Annotated in this window: 9 protein-coding genes; 8 read left to right on the top strand and 1 reads right to left on the bottom strand. The window is 68.7% G+C overall.

What is annotated here, in order from left to right:
• The first annotated feature begins 162 nt into the window (after positions 1 to 162).
• From ACWDKQ_RS13130 to ACWDKQ_RS13095, 8 genes are all read left to right on the top strand, one after another.
• On the top strand, positions 163 to 567 hold the full coding sequence (locus ACWDKQ_RS13130) for an ArsR/SmtB family transcription factor (protein ID WP_450138975.1): 405 nt from the start codon (positions 163 to 165) through the stop codon (positions 565 to 567).
• Positions 560 to 1,234 carry a cation transporter gene (locus ACWDKQ_RS13125; protein WP_450138974.1) on the top strand — a complete coding sequence of 225 codons (675 nt, stop codon included), beginning with the start codon at positions 560 to 562 and terminating at the stop codon, positions 1,232 to 1,234. Before ACWDKQ_RS13130 ends, ACWDKQ_RS13125 begins: the two co-directional genes overlap by 8 nt.
• 188 nt (positions 1,235 to 1,422) lie before the next feature.
• Positions 1,423 to 1,896, top strand: a complete 474-nt coding sequence (locus tag ACWDKQ_RS13120) for a carboxymuconolactone decarboxylase family protein (protein ID WP_450138973.1) — start codon at positions 1,423 to 1,425, stop codon at positions 1,894 to 1,896.
• Between the two features lie 383 nt (positions 1,897 to 2,279).
• On the top strand, positions 2,280 to 2,444 hold the full coding sequence (locus ACWDKQ_RS13115) for a hypothetical protein (RefSeq protein WP_450138972.1): 165 nt from the start codon (positions 2,280 to 2,282) through the stop codon (positions 2,442 to 2,444).
• A 190-nt stretch (positions 2,445 to 2,634) separates the two neighbouring features.
• Positions 2,635 to 3,825: a cytochrome P450 gene (locus ACWDKQ_RS13110; protein WP_450138971.1), complete on the top strand. Its 1,191-nt coding sequence runs from the start codon at positions 2,635 to 2,637 to the stop codon at positions 3,823 to 3,825.
• Between the two features lie 477 nt (positions 3,826 to 4,302).
• Positions 4,303 to 13,533 carry a non-ribosomal peptide synthetase/type I polyketide synthase gene (locus ACWDKQ_RS13105; protein ID WP_450138970.1) on the top strand — a complete coding sequence of 3,077 codons (9,231 nt, stop codon included), beginning with the start codon at positions 4,303 to 4,305 and terminating at the stop codon, positions 13,531 to 13,533.
• Positions 13,523 to 15,178 (top strand): phytoene desaturase family protein, encoded by a 1,656-nt coding sequence (locus tag ACWDKQ_RS13100; protein ID WP_450138969.1) that lies wholly within the window; start codon positions 13,523 to 13,525, stop codon positions 15,176 to 15,178. Before ACWDKQ_RS13105 ends, ACWDKQ_RS13100 begins: the two co-directional genes overlap by 11 nt.
• A 2-nt stretch (positions 15,179 to 15,180) precedes the next feature.
• Positions 15,181 to 16,932, top strand: coding sequence for a phytoene desaturase family protein (locus ACWDKQ_RS13095; RefSeq protein WP_450138968.1), 1,752 nt, complete (start codon positions 15,181 to 15,183; stop codon positions 16,930 to 16,932).
• On the opposite strand, the gene ACWDKQ_RS13090 is transcribed toward ACWDKQ_RS13095, so the two are convergent.
• Positions 16,922 to 18,115, bottom strand: coding sequence for a cytochrome P450 (locus ACWDKQ_RS13090; protein ID WP_450138967.1), 1,194 nt, complete (start codon positions 18,113 to 18,115; stop codon positions 16,922 to 16,924). The two genes, ACWDKQ_RS13095 and ACWDKQ_RS13090, sit on opposite strands and share 11 nt — an antisense overlap.
• Positions 18,116 to 18,158 lie beyond the last annotated feature (43 nt).

The raw sequence follows: 18,158 nt of genomic DNA, 5'->3' as shown, positions 1-18,158 counted from the left end.
GAAATATACCCATTACGGGTATGGTCCGGCTGGGCTGACGAGATCGAGGAGGAGCGGATGACAAGCCCGTGCCTGGGTCACAGTTTCAATCGAAACTGTGGCCGTTCACCGGGCGGTGCCCTGGGGTAAGTTTTTATCGGTGGAATCCGCTATCATCGTGATATGACGATGAATGGTCCGGAGGGGTGGTCGTCCAGATCGGCGGGGGACGGGTTGGATGCGGCGGTGGCGTTGTTCCACGGCTTGTCGGACGGCACCCGGTTGGCGATCACGCTTCGACTGGCCGATGGCGAAGCCCGGGTGGCGGACCTGGTGGGCGAGCTGGGGTTGGCCCAGTCCACGGTGTCGGCGCACGTGGCGTGCCTGCGGGACTGCGGACTGGTGGTCGGACGGCCCGAGGGGCGGCAGGTGTACTACTCGCTCGCGCGACCGGAGTTGCTGGAACTGCTGGCATCGGCCGAGGCGCTGCTGGCCGCGACCGGTCGTGCCGTGGCGCTGTGCCCGAACTACGGCACCGACAACGGTCCCGGCGAAGTTGCGCTGGTCAACGAGGTGCCTGGTGAGTGAGGCGGAGAAGTCGGCGGACGGCTGCGGTGAAGGGTGCTGCTCGGCATCGGCGGAGGCGAATACCGGCCTGGGAGATAAGCGTCGGGCGGTGCTGCGGCGGCGCATCCGGTGGTTCGTCGCGGCGACGATCACCTACAACGTCATCGAAGCGGTCGTAGCGATCGCGGCCGGTTCGGCTTCCTCGTCCACGGCGCTGATCGGTTTCGGGCTGGACTCGATGATCGAAGTGGCCTCGGCGGCGGCGGTGGCCTGGCAGTTCAGCGGACCGGACCCACAAGCGCGTGAGCGGATCACGCTGAAGATCATCGGCGCGTCGTTCTTCGCGCTGGCCGCGTACGTCGCGGTCGAATCCGTGCGTGGGCTGCTCGGTGGTTCGGAAGCCGAGCACTCGACGACCGGAATCGCCCTGGCGGTACTGAGCCTGGCGGTCATGCCGGTGCTGTCCTACGCCCAACGGCGCGCCGGTCGGGAACTGGGCTCCAACAGCGCCGTGGCCGATTCCAAGCAAACCTTGTTGTGCACCTACCTTTCCGGCGTGCTGCTGGTCGGCCTGCTGCTCAACAGCCTGTTCGGCTGGTACTGGGCGGACCCGGTGGTCGCACTCGTGATCGCGGCCGTGGCGGTGAAGGAAGGGCGTGAAGCCTGGCGCGGCGAGCACTGCTGCTGACCGTGGTGCTGCCACGGGATTGCTGCTGCCGCAGGGCGGACTCGTGAAAGGAGTAATTTCGTCGAAATCCTCTGCGGACAACCGCGTGCTCGAGGCAGGGGAGACGTGCGTCACATTTCTTCCTGTCACATCCCGCGGAGCTGTCGCGTCAGGTGTGTGTAAGCACCAGCAACGGCAGGGGAGATCCCATGGACGCTCGCTTGAACCTCTTCGGCAACCCGGTCGCCGCCAAGTTCCTGAAGCACATCGTGTCGGCGGGCAAGGTGGTCGCGGATACGACGCTGCCAGCCGCGACGCAGGAACTCGTGAAGATCCGAGCCAGCCAGATCAACGGCTGCGGCTTCTGCACCGACATGCACACCAAGGAGGCGGCGCATGCCGGGGAGACCTCGGTCCGCCTCAACCTGATCGCCACTTGGCGGGAGGCCACGGTGTTCACCGAAGCCGAGCGCGCGGCTCTGGAGTTGGCGGAGCAGGGCACCCGCATCGCCGACGCGGCCGGTGGCGTCACGGATGAGGCGTGGGTGAACGCCGCCAAACACTACGACGAGGACCAGCTCGCTGCCTTGGTGTCGATCATCGCCGTCATAAACGCCTTCAACCGCCTGAACGTGGTCGTCCAGCAGCCCGCCGGCGACTATCAGGTCGGCCAGTTCGGATAAGCAACGATTTACCTTGCTGGAACGGCCAATGCCGTCTCACGCCGGCAGCACACGCCCCGGGCGCCTAATCAGTTCTGGGAGTGAGCCATCCGGCAAACTCCTGGTGGTAGCCGGCCGGCAGGTGAGCACTCATGGCTCCTGGACGTTTGAGTCCTAGCGAAAGACAGTGCCCCTGCCGGTAGGCCGGGAGAGTTGATCGCTGCTGGGATGTCGTGCCCGCCCTGGTGGTGTGACGACGGCGGGCGAATCGGTTGGTGACCCGGCGTGTGCCGCCGCCCAGGTCGTCGCCGTCCCGGGCCCGACGAAATCCTCCGTTGCGGTTGCCGCTGGGTACCTACGCCGTCGCCGGCATCAGCGATCACCGTCCACCGGGAGACCCGCCAGTGATCGAGCTGGGTGGCCTGCCCGGCGGCGAAGCCGACGACCGGGCGCTTCCCCGCCGGCGTATGGCGGACTGCGCGATGCACGACGGTGACTCGGTCGGCTTCGCCGCGATCTCCCGGCCGCGAAGGAGATCTCCGACGAGCTGCTCCCGGTCGGCGTGCTGATCCCGTTGCACAATGCTACGGCCACCGTCTGGGCTGCGGGAGACCCGAATGCCCGACAGCACCCGCATCCACGCCTGGTAGTCCTCGACCGCCTGAATCGGTCGAGTGACTCGCAGTGCCGGGTGGCATCGGCTATCCGATCATGTCAACCGGGCACGCCGATTCCGGCGGATTTCCAGGGGAGTGCGAGATGACGAAGATTCAACCGGGGCCGGTGCGGCATCCGGATGTGCGCAGCTGCCCGTTCGACCCGTACGACGGGCTCAGGGAGCTGCGGGAGCAGCGGCCGCTGGCCAGGATGCACTGCCCCGACGGGCGCAACGGGTGGCTGGTGACCAGCCACGCGCTGGTCCGGGAGGTGCTGGTCGACCCGCGCTTCGGTTCGCGCCTGGACCTGCTGCGGTTCCCCTTCCCCGCCGACGCGAATTCGCAAGTTCCACCGGGGTTGTTCAGCGTGCTCGACCCGCCGGAGCACACCTGGTACCGGCGTAAGCTCGCGGGCGGGTTCAGCCCGCGCCGGATGCGGGCGCTGGAACCGCAGATCGAGCGGCTCGTTACCGAGCACCTGACGGCCATGCGGCGCGGTGGCGGCCCCGCCGACCTTGTGGCGTCCTTCGCGGTCCCGGTGTCCGGCCGGGTGATCGGCGAGCTGCTCGGCGTCCGCATTGCCGACGAGGCCGGGTTCCGCAAGGCCACCGAACAGGTGCTGGCACTCGACGATGACGAAGAAGGGGTGAGCGCAGGGTGGCGGGCCGTGTGCGACGTGCTGGCGGAGTTCGTGCGCGACAAGCGGCACCGGCCGGGCGATGACCTGCTCAGCGTGCTGACCGCGGACGACGAGCTGACCGACGACGAGATCACCACGATGGCCGCGATGCTGGTCACCGCTGCCCAGGACACGACCACGAGCATGCTCGCGCTGGGCACCTATGCGCTGCTGAGTCACCCGGGCCAGCTCGCCGCGCTGCGCGGCGATCCGTCGCTGATCGACGGCGCGGTGGATGAATTGCTGCGCTACCTGACGATCAACCACTTCGGTGCGACCCGCGCCGCCCTGGCCGACTTCGAGTTCCACGGCGAATCCATCCGCTACGGCGACCTGATGACGCTGTCGCTGCCGGCCGCCAACCGCGACCCGGCGCAATTCCAGGACCCCGATCGGCTGGACCTCGCCCGCCCGGCGGGTGGCCACATGTCGTTCGGCCACGGCGTCCACCACTGCCTCGGTGCGCAACTTGCCCGAATCGAGCTGCGCATCGGCTTCTCCGGGCTGCTGCGGGAATTCCCGACGCTGAGACTGGCGGTGCCGCCAGAGCAGATCCCGATGCGCGACAACACCATCATTTATGGCGTCCGCCGCCTCCCGGTCGACTGGGACTAATCGACCGCGCCGAGATGCGCGGAAATCGGCGTTGGCTCACGAGATCGCTCCCGCCGTCCGCTGGCATATGCCGCATCGCCACCTAGTAGTAGGAGTCGGGTGGTGAGCGGAGGTGGTCCCCGGTATTGATGTGAGCGGAGATCATCCGGGTGCGAAATGGGGAGTGCGTGATGCGGATCGGTCAGCGCCTACGCGGCGGGTGTGACTTCGTTGCCGTGCTGGGTGTTGCGCCCTGGTGCACCAGTACGTTCGGTGGAGCGCCGCTGGCCTGCTCCGGCTGACGACACCCTCGCACCAGCCCTCGGCGCAACGAGCTCTCTCGGCTCGTTGCCCGCGCCGCGCACCGACGGCATGCCAGCACGTCGTGGCTCGTCCGCGCATTCGCACGCCAGATGATTCGCCGGTCTCCTTCGACCCTTGCCAATTCGAGCGATCGTGCCACGTTCGCGCCACCGCGCCCGACCCGAGGAATCGACGATGGTGAACTCGCAGAATCCTGCTTCCGGAAACAAGGTCGCGCTCATCGGCATCGGCTGCCGGTTTCCCGGCGGCGCCTCAGATCACCGGACCTTCTGGCAGAACCTGGCCGACGGCAAGGACTGCATCGTGCCCACCCCGGTCGATCGGTACGACGTGGGGACGCTCGGCAGCCGGGACAAGACCAAGCCGGGGCGGCTGGTCGGTGGGCGCGGCGGGTACATCGACGGGTTCGACGAGTTCGACCCGGCGTTCTTCGGGATCAGCCCGCGCGAGGCGGAGCACATGGACCCGCAGCAGCGCAAGCTGCTGGAGGTCGCGTGGGAGGCCCTGGAGGACGGCGGGCAGAAGCCCGCCGAACTGGCCGGCCGTGACGTCGGTGTCTTCGTCGGTGCGTTCACGCTGGACTACAAGATCCTCCAGTTCGCCGATCTCGGCTTCGAAACGCTGGCCGCGCACACCGCCACCGGCACGATGATGACGATGGCGTCCAACCGCATCTCCTACTGCCTGGACCTGCGAGGGCCGAGTGTCTCCATCGACACCGCCTGCAGTTCCTCGCTGGTGGCGGTGCACCTGGCGTGCCAGAGCCTGCGCCGTGGTGAGAGCAGCCTCGCGCTGGCCGGCGGCACGCTGCTGCACATGGCGCCGCAGTACACGATCGCGGAGACGAAGGGCGGTTTCCTCTCCTCGGATGGCCGTTCCCGCACCTTCGACGCCGCGGCGAACGGTTACGTGCGGGCCGAAGGGGTCGCGGTTGTCGCGCTGAAACTCCTCGACGACGCGCTGCGCGACGGCGACCCGATCCACGCGGTGATCACCGCCAGCGGGGTCAACCAGGACGGCCGCACCAACGGCATCACGGTGCCGAACGCGGACGCGCAGATCGAGCTGATCGCGCAGGTCTGCGCCGAGGCAGGCATCAGCCCCGGCGCGCTCCAGTACGTCGAGGCGCACGGGACTTCCACCCCGGTGGGCGATCCGATCGAGGCCAACGCGCTCGGGCAGGCGCTGTCGATCGGGCGGAAACCGGGGGAGAAGTGCTACATCGGCTCGGTCAAGACGAACATCGGGCACACCGAGTCGGCGGCCGGGATGGCCGGGCTGATCAAAACCGCGCTGTCGCTGGAGAACGGCAAGATCGCACCGCACATTAACCTCACGCGCATAAATCCCGGCATCGACCTGGCGGCCCAGCCGTACGAGATCCCGGATCGGCTGATCGATTGGCCCGGGCACGAAGGCCCGGCCCGCGCCGGTGTGAACTCGTTCGGCTTCGGAGGCACCAACGCCCACGTCGTGCTGGAGGAAGCGCCACCACGATCGAAGGCCGAGCGCCCGCTCGCGCACCGCACGCACCGCATCCTGCCGCTGACGGCGCAGGATCCGGCGGCACTCCCACAACTCGCGGCACGCATCGCTGACCGGCTCGACGAGGTCGACCTGACCGACCTCGGACACACCCTGGCGCACCGCCGCCAGCACCACGACCACCGTTTGTCCATTGTGTACTCGTCGAAGGAGGAGCTTGCCCGGCGGCTGGCCGAATGCGCCCGGGGTGATGCGCATCCGAGCGTGCTTTCCGGCCAGCTGCGCGAGGAGCGGCGGCTGGTGTGGGTGTTCACCGGCATGGGGCCGCAGTGGTGGGCCATGGGACGGCAGCTGCTGGCTACCGAGCCCATCTTCCGGGAGGTGGTCGAACGCTGCGACCGGGAGATCAACCGCATCGCAGGCTGGTCACTGCTCACCGAACTCACCGCCGACGAGGTGGACTCGCAGATGGCTGAGACGTGGCTGGCGCAGCCGGCGAACTTCGCCGTTCAGGTCGGGTTGGCCGCGCTGTGGCGGCACTGCGGAGTGCGACCGGACGCGATCGTCGGGCACAGCACCGGCGAAGTCGCGGCGTTCTACGAAGCCGGGGTCTACAGCCTGGCCGACGCGGTGCGGATCATCGTCCACCGCAGCCGGCTCCAGCAGAAGCTCGTCGGCACGGGCACGATGCTCGCCGTTGGCGTCGCCGAGGCCGATGCGCAGCGGCGGGTACGGTCCTTCGGGGACCGGGTGTCGGTGGCGGCGATCAACGGTCCCACCACGTGCACCCTCGCCGGGGACGAGGATGCGCTCGCGCAGCTCGCCGGCGAGCTGCGCGAGGAGCAGATCTTCGCGAAATTCCTGGATGTCCGCGTGCCCTACCACAGCGCGCGCATGGAGCTGATCAAGGACGAACTGCTGTCCTCTTTGGATGGGCTGCGGCCGAATCCGGCGCTGGTCCCGCTCTACCTGACCGGCCAGGAGGGCATCGCGGACGGCACCGAGCTGGACGTCGGTTACTGGTGGCACAACGTCCGCGACAGCGTCCGCTTCCGGGCAGCGGTGGACCGCCTCGCCGAGGACGGGTACCGGCTGTTCCTGGAGATCGGCCCGCATCCTGTTCTGGCGCACTCGATCCGGGAATGCCTGTTGGACAAGCAGATCGAAGGCACCTCGGTGCCGTCCATCCGCCGCGGGGAAGACGAGGCCGAGCGGTTCGCAGCGTCCCTGGCGACCCTGCACAACCTCGGTGTCGACATCGACTGGGACGTGCTCGAACCCGACGGCCGGGCGGTTTCGCTGCCGACCTACCCGTGGCGTCGCGACCGCTACTGGGTGGAGCCCGCGCCGGTCGCGCAGGTGCGGCTCGGACGCGTCGACCACCCGCTGCTCGGGCGGCGCCTGCTCACCGCGAACCCCGGCTGGGAGGCGAGCCTCGACATCGAGTCGACGCCTTACCTGCGGGACCACCGCATCCAGGGAGACGTGGTGTTCCCCGCAGCCGGCTACGTGGAAATGGCGGCGCAAGCGGTGCGGGCCATGACCGGCGGCACGGCGGTCGCGTTGGCCGACATCGAACTGCGGAAGGCGCTGTTCCTGCCGGAGAACGAGGCGAAGCGGGTGCAGCTGTCCTGCTCCGAGGACGCCGCGTTCACCATCGCGACGGTGAACGGCGAGGACCGCCGTGCTGTGCACGCCACCGGGGCGTTGCGCGCCGTCCAACCGAGCTTGCCGGGTGCGACGCTGGACGCGGACGCGATCCGAGCGCGATGCCCGAGGCACCTCGACAGCCCGGACTGCTACGCGGCTTTGGCCGGGCTCGGCTACCACTACGGCCCGGCTTTCCAGGCCATCGAGCAGGTCTGGATCGGGCCGGGTGAAGCGCTCGCCCGCATCCGGCCGACCGAAGCGCTCGGCGACACCGCGGGCCACCACTTCCACCCGGCGCTGCTGGATGCGTGCTTCCAGACGTTGCTGACCCCGTTGATCGCCGAAGACGTCGCGGGAACCGGCGTCCGGCTGCCGCTGTCCATCGCCGAAGTGCGGACCGTACCGATCGGCGACCAACCGATCTGGGCGCACGCCACGATCGTGCGCCGCGACGGCGACGAACTCGTCGGCGACCTCACCGTGCACGCCGATGACGGAACAGTGCTCGGCCACATCGGGGGATTCCGCGCCGCCGACATCGAGCAGGTGTCGGCCGGCGTCGCACCAACCACAATGGACAATTGGCTGCTCGCGCCGACCTGGGTGCCAGTCCCGGACTTGCCCGGGCGCGCCGATGCGCCCGGTGACATGCTGATCCTCGCCGATTCGCAGGGCATCGGTGACGAACTCGCCGCGCAGGCGCGCGCCCGGGGAGGGCGCTGCCACCTGGTGCGCGTGGGGGAGGAGTACCGGCGAGGCGAGCGTGAATCGACGGTCGTGCCGGGCAATGCAGCCGACCTGCGGCGCCTACTCGCCGAACTGCCCAGTTCCTTCGACGCCGTGGTGCACCTGTGGAACCTGGACTGCCCGGCCTTCGGGTCCGCCGACGGCTCCGAACGCGCGCGGCAGCACACGACGGGGACCCTCTCGCTGCTGGCTCTCGCGCAAGCGCTACACGCCGAACAGGCCCGGGCCAGGCTGCACGTCGTGACGCGCGGTGCCCAGGCGGTGTCCGGCGGTGCCGAGGTCGAGCCGCTGGGCGCACCGGCCTGGGGCATCGGCCGGGTGCTGTGGCAGCAGGAACTCACCGCGAACCGGGGCAAGCTGATCGATTTCGACCTCGCCGGAACGGACGTGGTCGCCGATGCAGCCGCGCTCCTGCGCGAGATCGCCGTTGCCGACGAGGAGGAGATCGCTCTTCGCGGCGACCGCAGGCACACCAGCCGCCTCGCCCGGCCCGACGGCCTGCTCAACCCGCTTCCGCTGCGCCTGCGGGCCGACGGCAGCTACCTGGTCACCGGCGCGTTCGGCGCGCTCGGTCGGCTCGTGTGCCGGACGCTGGCCAAGCGGGGAGCCCGCCGCCTGATCCTGGTCGGCCGCACCGAACTGCCCGCCCGGGACCGGTGGTGCGACATCGACCCGGACACCCCGACCGGCCGGAAGGTGTCCCTGGTCAGAGATTTGGAGGCACTCGGTTCGCAACCGGTCCCGGTGTCGCTGGACGTTGCCGACGAGACCGCCTTCGGTGCTTGGCTCGCCGACCACCGGCGGCACGGCCTGCCGCCCATCCGCGGGGTTTTCCACCTCGCGGGCAACGTCGAAGACGTGCTGCTGCCGGAGATGGACCGGCTGACCTTCGACACCGTGCACGATCCGAAGACCGTCGGTGCCACCGTGCTGCACCGGCAGCTGCGCGCCGAACCGCTCGACCACTTCGTGCTTTTCTCCTCGATCGCCTCGGTGCTGACGACTGCTGGCCAGACGAACTACGCGGCCGGCAACGCGTTCCTCGACGCGCTTGCCCACCACCGGCGGTCGCTCGGACTCCCAGCGCTGAGCATCGACTGGGGGCCGTGGGCGACCGGAATGATCGCCGAACTCGGCCTGGTCGAGCACTACCGCAACAGCCGGGGCATGAGCTCGCTGTCGCCGGAGGCCGGGATGGCCGTGCTCGAACGAGTCATCGGCCAGGACCGCGCCCAGCTGCTGGTCGCCACGATCGTGGACTGGCCGACTTTCCTGTCCTGGTACCCCGCGCCGCCGCTGCTGGTCGCCGATCTCGCCGCCGAAGCGGCCACGGAGCCCGATGTGGACGGAAGTTTCCTGGAGGAGTTCCACGGCGCCGCGCCGGATCGCCGCCGACAGCTGCTCGCCGGGCACTTCTGCGAGCTGGTCGCCACCGTGCTCCGGGTTCAGCCCGCTCAGGTCGACGAGACGGCGAGCCTCAACGCGTTGGGACTGGACTCGCTGCTGGCGATGGAACTCCGTGCCCGCATGCAAACCGAGTTCGGCGTCGCGCTGCCGGTGGTGGCGCTGCTGGGAAGCGCGCCGGTCGGCGAACTGGTCGACCGGCTGCACGATCAGCTGGCCGCCGCGGGCAACGACGCGGGCACCGGCGCGGAGGTCGAGGAGTTCCACGACCAGCGGCAGTACCCGTTGACGCAGAACCAGCAGGCCCTGTGGTTCCTCAAGCAGCTCAACCCGGACGGCTTCGCCTACAACATCGGCGGCGCGGTGGAGGTGCGCACCGAGCTCGACCCGGACCTGATGTTCGAGGCTTACCGGGCGATGCTGGAACGGCACCCCAGCCTGCGGGCGAACTTCGTCCTGGTCGACGGCGAACCGGTGCAGCGGATCTCCTCGGCGATCAAGCCGGACATCGAGCTGTTCGACGTCAGCGACGAGTCCTGGGACGACATCTACCAGCTGATCATCCGCGAGTACCGCAAGCCGTACGACCTCGAGAACGACCCGCTGGTGCGCTTCCGGCTGTTCCGGCGGGGCCCGGACCGTTGGGTGATCACCAAGGCCGTGCACCACATCGTCTCCGACGCGATCTCGACGTTCACCTTCATCGAAGAACTGCTCGCGGTCTACGAGGCGCTGCGTGCTGGCCGCCGCGCCGAACTGCCCCCGGCGACCGCCACCTACCTGGACTTCCTCAACTGGCAGAACCGGTTCCTGGCCAGCCAGGACGCGCAGCGGATGCTCGACTACTGGCGGCAGGCCCTGCCCGCCGAACCGCCAGTGCTGAACCTGCCCACCGACAAGCCGCGCCCGGCAGTGCAGACCAACAACGGTGCCTCCGAGTTCTTCGTCCTCGACGAGGAGCTGACGGCGCGGGTGCACGCGCTGGCGCGCGAGCACGACGTGACAGTGTTCGTGGTCCTGCTCGCCGCCTACTACCTGCTGCTGCACAGCTACTCGGGGCAGGACGACGTGATCGTCGGCAGCCCGGTGAGCGGCCGTACGCAGGACGAGTTCGCCTCGGTTTACGGCTACTTCATCAACCCGCTGCCGTTGCACGTGAACCTGTCCGGGCAGCCGACCGTAGGAGAACTGCTGGTCCGCACCCGGGACACCGTCCTCAACGGGCTGGACAACCAGGAGTACCCGTTCGTGCTGCTGGTCGACGAGCTGGGCGGGGCGCACGACCCGAGCCGGTCGGCACTGTTCCAGGCCATGTTCATCCTGCTCACCCACAAGGTTGCCACCGAGAAGTACGGCTACCGACTGGAGTACGTCGAACTGCCGGAGGAGGAAGGGCAGTTCGACATCACGCTGTCGGCCTACGAGGACGAGGCGGACCGGCGCTTGCACTGCGTCTTCAAGTACAACTCCGACCTGTTCCGCCCCGAGACGATCCGGCGGCTGGCCGCGCACTACCGCAACCTGGTCGACTCGCTGACCCGCACTCCCGCCGCCGAACCCATCACGCACGTGCGGATGCTCGACGCCGCCGAATCCGAGCAATTGCTGGAGAAGTTCAGCGGCGGCGACCGGCAGGTGACCGGTGATGTGCCGGTGCACCGGCTGATCAGCGAGGTGGCGGCGGAGCGGCCTGATGAGATCGCCGTTTCGGTGCCGTCGGAAAGCGGAGAGGTACGGCGACTCAGCTACGCGGAGCTCGAACGAGAGTCCCGGGGCATCGCGCATCGGTTGCGCGAACTCGGTGTCTCCGACGGCGCGGTCGTTGCGCTGTGCATGGACAAATCACCCGAGCTGATCGTCACGCTGCTCGCGGTGCTGCGCGCCGGCGCCGCGTATCTGCCGCTGGATCCCGGCTACCCGGCGGAGCGGCTCGCCGACATGGTGCGCGGCGCGGGCGTCGGCCTGGCCGTCGTCGACGACGCTCACCGGGACCGGCTGGCCGGAGTGGACGTCGTGCTGACACCGGCAGAGCTGCGGTGCGAGGCGGGGGCGGAAGTCTCGGACGGCCAGACCGACCTCGATTCGACCGCCTACGTCATCTACACCTCCGGTTCGACGGGCCGCCCGAAGGCCGTTCGGGTCAGCCACCGCAACCTTTCCTCGGCGTACCGGGCGTGGCACGCGGAATACCGCCTCGACGACGTCCACGTGCACCTGCAGCTGGCGAGCTTCGCTTTCGACGTGTTCACCGGCGATCTGGTGCGAGCGCTGTGCTCCGGCGGAACCCTGGTGCTGATCAGCCGCGGTCTGCTGTTCAACACCGCCCGGCTTCACGAGACGATGCGCGCGGAGCGCGTCGACTGCGCCGAATTCGTGCCCGCCGTCGTACGCGGCCTGATGAGGCACTGCGAGCGGACCGGCGGACGCCTCGACTTCATGCGCCTGCTGGTCGTCGGCTCCGACGCGTGGAAGGTCGAGGAGTACCAGCGGTTGCGCGAGCTGTGCGGCCCGGCCACCCGCGTGATCAACTCCTACGGGCTCAGCGAGGCCACCATCGACAGTGCCTTCTTCGAAGGCCCGGCCGACCACCTCGCGCCGGGCCAGCTGGTCCCCATCGGCCGGCCGCTGCCCAACAGCAGGCTCTACATCCTCGACCGGCACGACCGGCCGGTGCCGCCAGGCGTGCCCGGTGAGCTGTGGGTCGGCGGCGACGGCGTGGCCGTCGGCTACCTCGGCGACGACGAGCAGACCGCGCAGCGGTTCGTCACCCACACCTTCGGGCCGGGACCGGTGCGGCTGTACCGCACCGGCGATCTGGCCCGCTGGGACGCCGACGGCACCGTGCACCTGCTCGGGCGCGCCGACGCGCAGATCAAGGTGCACGGCCACCGCATCGAGACCGGCGAGATCGAGGCACGGCTGGTGGCCTGGCCGGAACTCGCGCAGTCGGTCGTCACGGCACGGCCGGACGCCGACGGGAACAGCGTGCTGTGCGCCTACTGCGTACCCGCCGACGGCGCGACGCTGGACCGCCGGGCACTGCGCAGGCACCTCGCCGAATACCTGCCGACGTTCATGATCCCGTCGCACCTCGTCGAGGTCGCCGCCTTGCCGCTCACCCCCAACGGCAAGGTCGACATCGCCGCGCTGCCCGAGCCCCGACCCGCCCAGGACGAAGCCGACGAAGAGCCGGTGACCCTGTTCGAGGAGCGCATGGCCGAGCACTGGAAGTCAGTGCTGGGTCTGGAGCAGGTCGGGCTTCGGGACGACTTCTTCGAGGTCGGCGGCAGTTCGATCAGGCTGATCGAGCTCATCCACCACCTGCAGGCCGAGTTCAACATCAGCATCCCGGTCAGCCTGCTGTTCAAGGGCACCACGCTGCACGGCATGGCGACCACGCTGGAGCACATCATCACCGGCCGGATCGGCGGGGCCAAGCCGTACCTGACCTTCAACACCGGCGGCGACCCGCTGTTCTGCTTCCCGCCGGCCGGTGGGCACGGCCTGGTCTACCGGCGGTTCGCCGCGCACCTGCCGGCTCGCCGCATCGTCGCGTTCAACTACCTGACCGGCGACGACAAGGTGCGCCGCTACGCGGACCTGGTCGAGGACGACCAGCCCGATGGCAGGTGCGTCCTGCTCGGCTACTCGCTGGGCGGCAACCTCGCCTTCGAGGTGGCCGGGGAGCTGGAGCGGCGCGGCCGCGAAGTGTCCGATGTGCTCATCATGGACTCCTACCGGATCGGCGAGTCCTTCCAGTTCGGCGAGGAACACCTCGAAGCGTTCGAGCACGAGCTCGCCGAACACCTTCGCAAACACACCGGATCCGAGGTGGTCGCCGAGGAAACCCGCGAACAAGCCAGGGATTACCTGCACTACTGCAGCCGAACACCGAACACCGGGACGGTCCGGGCCGCGGTGAGCGTGATCTGCGACCACGACAAGGCCGAGTACTACGCCGCCGACGCCCCGGGCAGCTGGCACGGCAGCTCCGCCACGCGCAGCGACGTGCGCCGAGGCTCCGGCAGCCACGCGGAAATGCTCGACGAGGCGCACCTACCGGCAAACGCGGGCCTGGTGCGCGAGATCCTGGCGGGAGGTGCGGGCGATGACGCGTGACCACGTTGCGGGCGGCAAGCCGAGCGTCATCATCATCGGTGGAGGTATCGCGGGTCTGGCGGCCGGCTGCTACGCGCAGATGAGCGGGATGGACACCCGCATCCTGGAGAAGCACGTGCTGCCCGGAGGCTGCTGCACGGCGTGGTCGCGCGAGGGCTACATCCTCGACTACTGCATCGAGTGGCTGATCGGCACCGCGCTTGGCAACGAAGCCAACCAGATCTGGCGTGAGCTCGGCGCGCTCGACGGCAAGGCGATCACCAACTTCGAGATGTTCAACCGCGTCGTGGACGAGAACGAACGCGAGGTGACCTTCTACAACGACCCGGACCGGCTCCAGCGGCACCTGCTGGAGATCTCGCCCGCCGACGCGCCGCTGATCAAGTCGTTCTGCCGGGACCTGCGGCGCTTCCTGCGGCTCGACGTCTTCCCGTTCCTGAAGCCGCCGCCGCTGAGAACGCTGCCCGAGAAACTGGACGTGCTGCGGAAGGTGCTCCCGGCGTTCTTCCTCTTCTGGCGCACCTCGGCGACGCGGATGGATGACTTCACCGCGAAGTTCCGGGATCCGCTGCTGCGTCGGGCGTTCCCCAACGTCTTCTTCCAGGACCACGAACGCTTCCCGGTGCTGCCGTACCTGTACAACATCGCCTGCGCCTACCACGGAAACGCGGGCTTCCCGCAGGGCGGCTCCCTGGGGCTGGCGCGGTCCATCGAGAACCGGTACGCCGAGCTCGGCGGCGAGATCAGCTACCGCGCCCGCGTGGCGCGCGTTCTGGTCGATGACGACCGGGCCGTCGGCGTGGAACTGAACAACGGCGACCGGGTCTACGCCGATCACGTCATCTCGGCCTGCGACGGGAACACCACGATCTACCGCTTCCTGGACGGCAAGTACACCAGCCCGGCCATCGACAAGCTCTACACCGAGATGCTCGGCAAACCGGGCTTCGTGTACCCGAGCATGATCTCGGTGTTCGTCGGCGTCGACGGAGATCTGCCACCCGAAGCCCCGCACAGCACCACCTACCTGCTGTCCGAACAGGACGCCGCGGCACTGCCGTGCGTCCTGCAGGACAGCCTCGTGGTGCAGCTGCGCTCCCGCTACTGGCCCGGGTGCGCGCCGCCGGGCAAATCACTGTTCCACTGCACCTACTTCAGCGAATTCGGGTACTGGCGTGAGCTGCGCACCCGCAACCGCCGCGCGTACTGGGCGGATAAGCGCAAGGTGGCCGAGTTCGTGCGGGGATTCCTGGAGAAGCGCTATCCCGGCGTCGGCGGGCGCATCGAGGTCATCGACGTGGCCACGCCGACGACCAACTACCGCTACACCGGCAACCACAACGGCAGCATCCTCGGCTGGATGGGCTTCACCGAAGCCGATGACTTGGCGACCGAACTGGTCGAAAAGCAGCGGATGCGGCTGCCGGGGCTGGCAGGTTTCTCGATGGCGGGCCAATGGGTCGGCGGCGGCGGGCTGATCAAGGCCGCCGCCAGCGGGCGATTCGTCACCCAGTACCTGTGCGAGGAGCTCGGCATCCCGTTTCAGGCATGGGAAAGCACCGGTGGCCGGGCCTGGTGCCCGGACATGCTCGGCCACCTGCCCCAACTCGACGTCCGGCCCATGCAGTTGACCGAGGAGGCCTGAACATGTCTCGGCGAAGCGTGATCATCATCGGCGGCGGGCTCGGCGGCCTGTCCACCGGCTGCTACGCGCAGATGAACGGCTACCGCAGCCGGATCTTCGAGATGCACGAGATCCCAGGTGGCTGCTGCACCGCCTGGGACAAGGGTGATTTCACGTTCGATTGCTGCGTGAGCTGGCTGCTCGGCAACGGTCCGGGCAACGAGATGCACCAGATCTGGCTGGAACTCGGTGCCCTGCAGGGCAAGCAGATGCGCCACTTCGACGTCTTCAACATCGTGCGCGGCCGCGACGGCCGCGCCGTCTACTTCTACTCCGACCCGGACCGGTTGCAGGAGCACCTGCTCGACCTCTCGCCGATCGACGCGCGGCTGATCCGGGACTTCTGCAACGGGCTGCGCAAGTTCCGCAAGCTGCTCTCGGTCTACCCCTTCCTGAAGCCGGTCGGCCTGATGGGGACCTTCGAACGCTGGCGGATGCTGGCGTCCTTCGCGCCCTATTTCAACCTCATCCGCAAGTCCATCGGCACGCTGATGACGGACTACTCCGCGAGGTTCCGCGATCCGCTGCTGCGGGAGGCGTTCAACTTCATCCTCTACGAGAAGCATCCGGCGTTCCCGGTGCTGCCGTTCTACTTCCAGCTGGCGGCACACGCGAACGGGTCGGCCGGGGTGCCCGAGGGCGGATCGCTGGGCCTGGCGGAGTCGATCGAGCGGCGCTACCGCCGACTCGGCGGCGAGATCACCTACCACGCGAAGGTCGAGGAGGTGCTGGTCGAAGACGACCGCGCGGTGGGGGTGCGGCTCAGCGACGGGTCCGAGTTCCGGTCCGACATCGTGGTGTCGGCCTGCGACGGCCACACCACGACGATGAAGCTGCTCGGCGGCCGCTACCTGACCGACACCCACCGCGAGCTCTACACCAGGACGATCAACGAGCCGGGCATGATTTTCCCGGGGTATTTCGCGCTCTTCCTCGGCCTGGACCGGCCCTTCCTGGACGGCGAGCCGTGCACCACCCACCTGCTCGACGGGGAGGTGGCCGGCGAGCTGATCGGCATTCGGCACCCCAGCATCAACGTCCAGTTCCGCAGCTCGCACTACCCGGAGCTGGCACCGCGGGGGAAGACCATCGTCTACGCGACGTACTTCTGCGACATCGAGCCGTGGCGCGCGCTGTCCACCGGCCCGGAGCAGGCCACCCGGATGCGCAAGGGGGAGCCGCGGCACACCCTCTCGGTGCGCCGCGGTACCGCGTACTACGCGGCGAAGCGCCAGGTGAAGAACGCGATCGTGGACTTCCTGGACCAGCGCTACCCGGGCCTGAAGGACGCGGTGGTCGTCCGCGACATCTCCACACCGCTGACCCAGGTCCGCTACACCGGCAACTACGACGGCACGGTGCTCGGCTGGCAGCCGTTCGTCGAGGGGGGCGAGACGATGGAGAAGGTGATCAAGGAGCATGGGCCGCGACTGCCCGGGCTGGAGAACTTCTACTTGTCCGGGGTCTGGGCCACCACCGGCGGCCTCATCCGGGCCGCGGCGGCGGGCCGGCAGGTGATGCAGTTCGTCTGCCGAGACGACGGCAGGGAGTTCACCGCGAGCATCGACGACAGCGCCCCCGCACCGACCCACCTGGTGATCCCGGTCGGGTCGGACGCCGCTGCGTGGTCGGCCGAGCAGGAGCGCACCGCCGGCCATGACGTGACAGCGCGCCCCCAGCAGGGGGCGCGTCCGCCATATCGGATCACCACATGACCGGAAGCGAATCCAGGCCGTGGGTCAGGTGGCCGGAGCGGAACTCGGGCTCGGCGGCCAGCCGCAGCCCGGGGAACCGGCCGAGCAGAGCGGGAAGCGCGATCCGCATCTGCAAGCGGGCCAGCGGCGCACCGATGCAGTGATGCGGTCCGTGGCCGAACGCGACGTGCCGCGACGCCGGGCGGGTGATGTCCAGGTCGTCCGGCCGCACTACGAAGTCCGGGTCGCGGTTGGCGGCGGGCAGCGAGCACATCACGAGGTCACCGGCGTTGATCGTTCGCCCGGCGATCTGCACCTGTCGGGTGGCGACCTTGGCGGTGGTGTTGTGGAGGATGGACAACCAGCGCAGCAGCTCTTCGATCGCGGCGTCGACCAGCCCAGGGTCCCGCCGCAGCACGCCGAGCTGCTCGGGGTGCCGCAGCAGGGCGAACGTACCTAGTGCGAGCATGTTCGACGTGGTCTCGGACCCGGCCAGCAGGAGCAGGCTGGCCAGGCCGACGAGTTCGGCGTCGTCGAGCTCCGTACCGTGCCGGCTCGCCAGCCGTCCCAGCAGCCCGTCGCCGGGCTCAACCCTGTTGCGGGCGACGAGCTTTGCCATGTAGGCGTGCGATTCGGCCTGCAGCGCGGCGCGTTCCGCATTGGACGTGGTGATGTCGAGAAAGCCGTCGGTGCGCTTCTGGAAGTCGTCGCGGTCCTCGTGCGGGACGCCTAGGAGCTCGCTGATGACCAGCACTGGAACTGGGTTGGTGAAGGCGGGAACGAGGTCGCCTGGTGCCCCGGAGCGTTCCAGGGCGTCGAGGTGCTCGTTGACGATCCGGTCGATCCGCGGCTCCAGTCGGCGCAGCCGACGGGCCGTGAACTCCGGTGCGATCCTCCGGCGCAGCTGGGTGTGCTCGGGCGGGTCGGAAGCGAGCAGGTTGAGCGTTGCGCGAATGGCGCTCGCATCGTCGCCGGGTTCCGGTGCTTCGGACTCCAGGGTGCCGGCCTGCATGGTGTTGCTGAAGCTCTCCCAGTCGGAAAGCACGCTGCGGACGTCCGCGTAGCGGGTGATCAGCCAGGTGTCCAGGCCGAAGCCGCTGGTGATCCGGACGATGCCGTCGTGCTGTCGGAGCGAGCTGAGTTCGGGAACCGGGTCGAATCCGGTCCGCCGCATGTGGATCGGAATTTCCTGCGATCGTTGCACCGCATCTCCTTCTGCCGGGGGGTCGTCGCGAACATAGCGAAGC

Source organism: Saccharopolyspora sp. NPDC000995 (assembly GCF_053599315.1).
The sequence above is the reverse complement of the archived record's forward strand: the minus strand, read 5'-3'. Positions and strand labels throughout refer to the sequence as shown.

Bases quoted from the DNA above. Each gene is read 5' to 3' on its own strand.
- ACWDKQ_RS13130 (WP_450138975.1), top strand. From the start codon at position 163: ATGACGATGAATGGTCCGGAGGGGTGGTCGTCCAGATCGGCGGGGGAC.
- ACWDKQ_RS13120 (WP_450138973.1), top strand. From the start codon at position 1,423: ATGGACGCTCGCTTGAACCTCTTCGGCAACCCGGTCGCCGCCAAGTTC.
- ACWDKQ_RS13110 (WP_450138971.1), top strand. From the start codon at position 2,635: ATGACGAAGATTCAACCGGGGCCGGTGCGGCATCCGGATGTGCGCAGC.
- ACWDKQ_RS13105 (WP_450138970.1), top strand. From the start codon at position 4,303: ATGGTGAACTCGCAGAATCCTGCTTCCGGAAACAAGGTCGCGCTCATC.
- ACWDKQ_RS13100 (WP_450138969.1), top strand. From the start codon at position 13,523: ATGACGCGTGACCACGTTGCGGGCGGCAAGCCGAGCGTCATCATCATC.
- ACWDKQ_RS13095 (WP_450138968.1), top strand. From the start codon at position 15,181: ATGTCTCGGCGAAGCGTGATCATCATCGGCGGCGGGCTCGGCGGCCTG.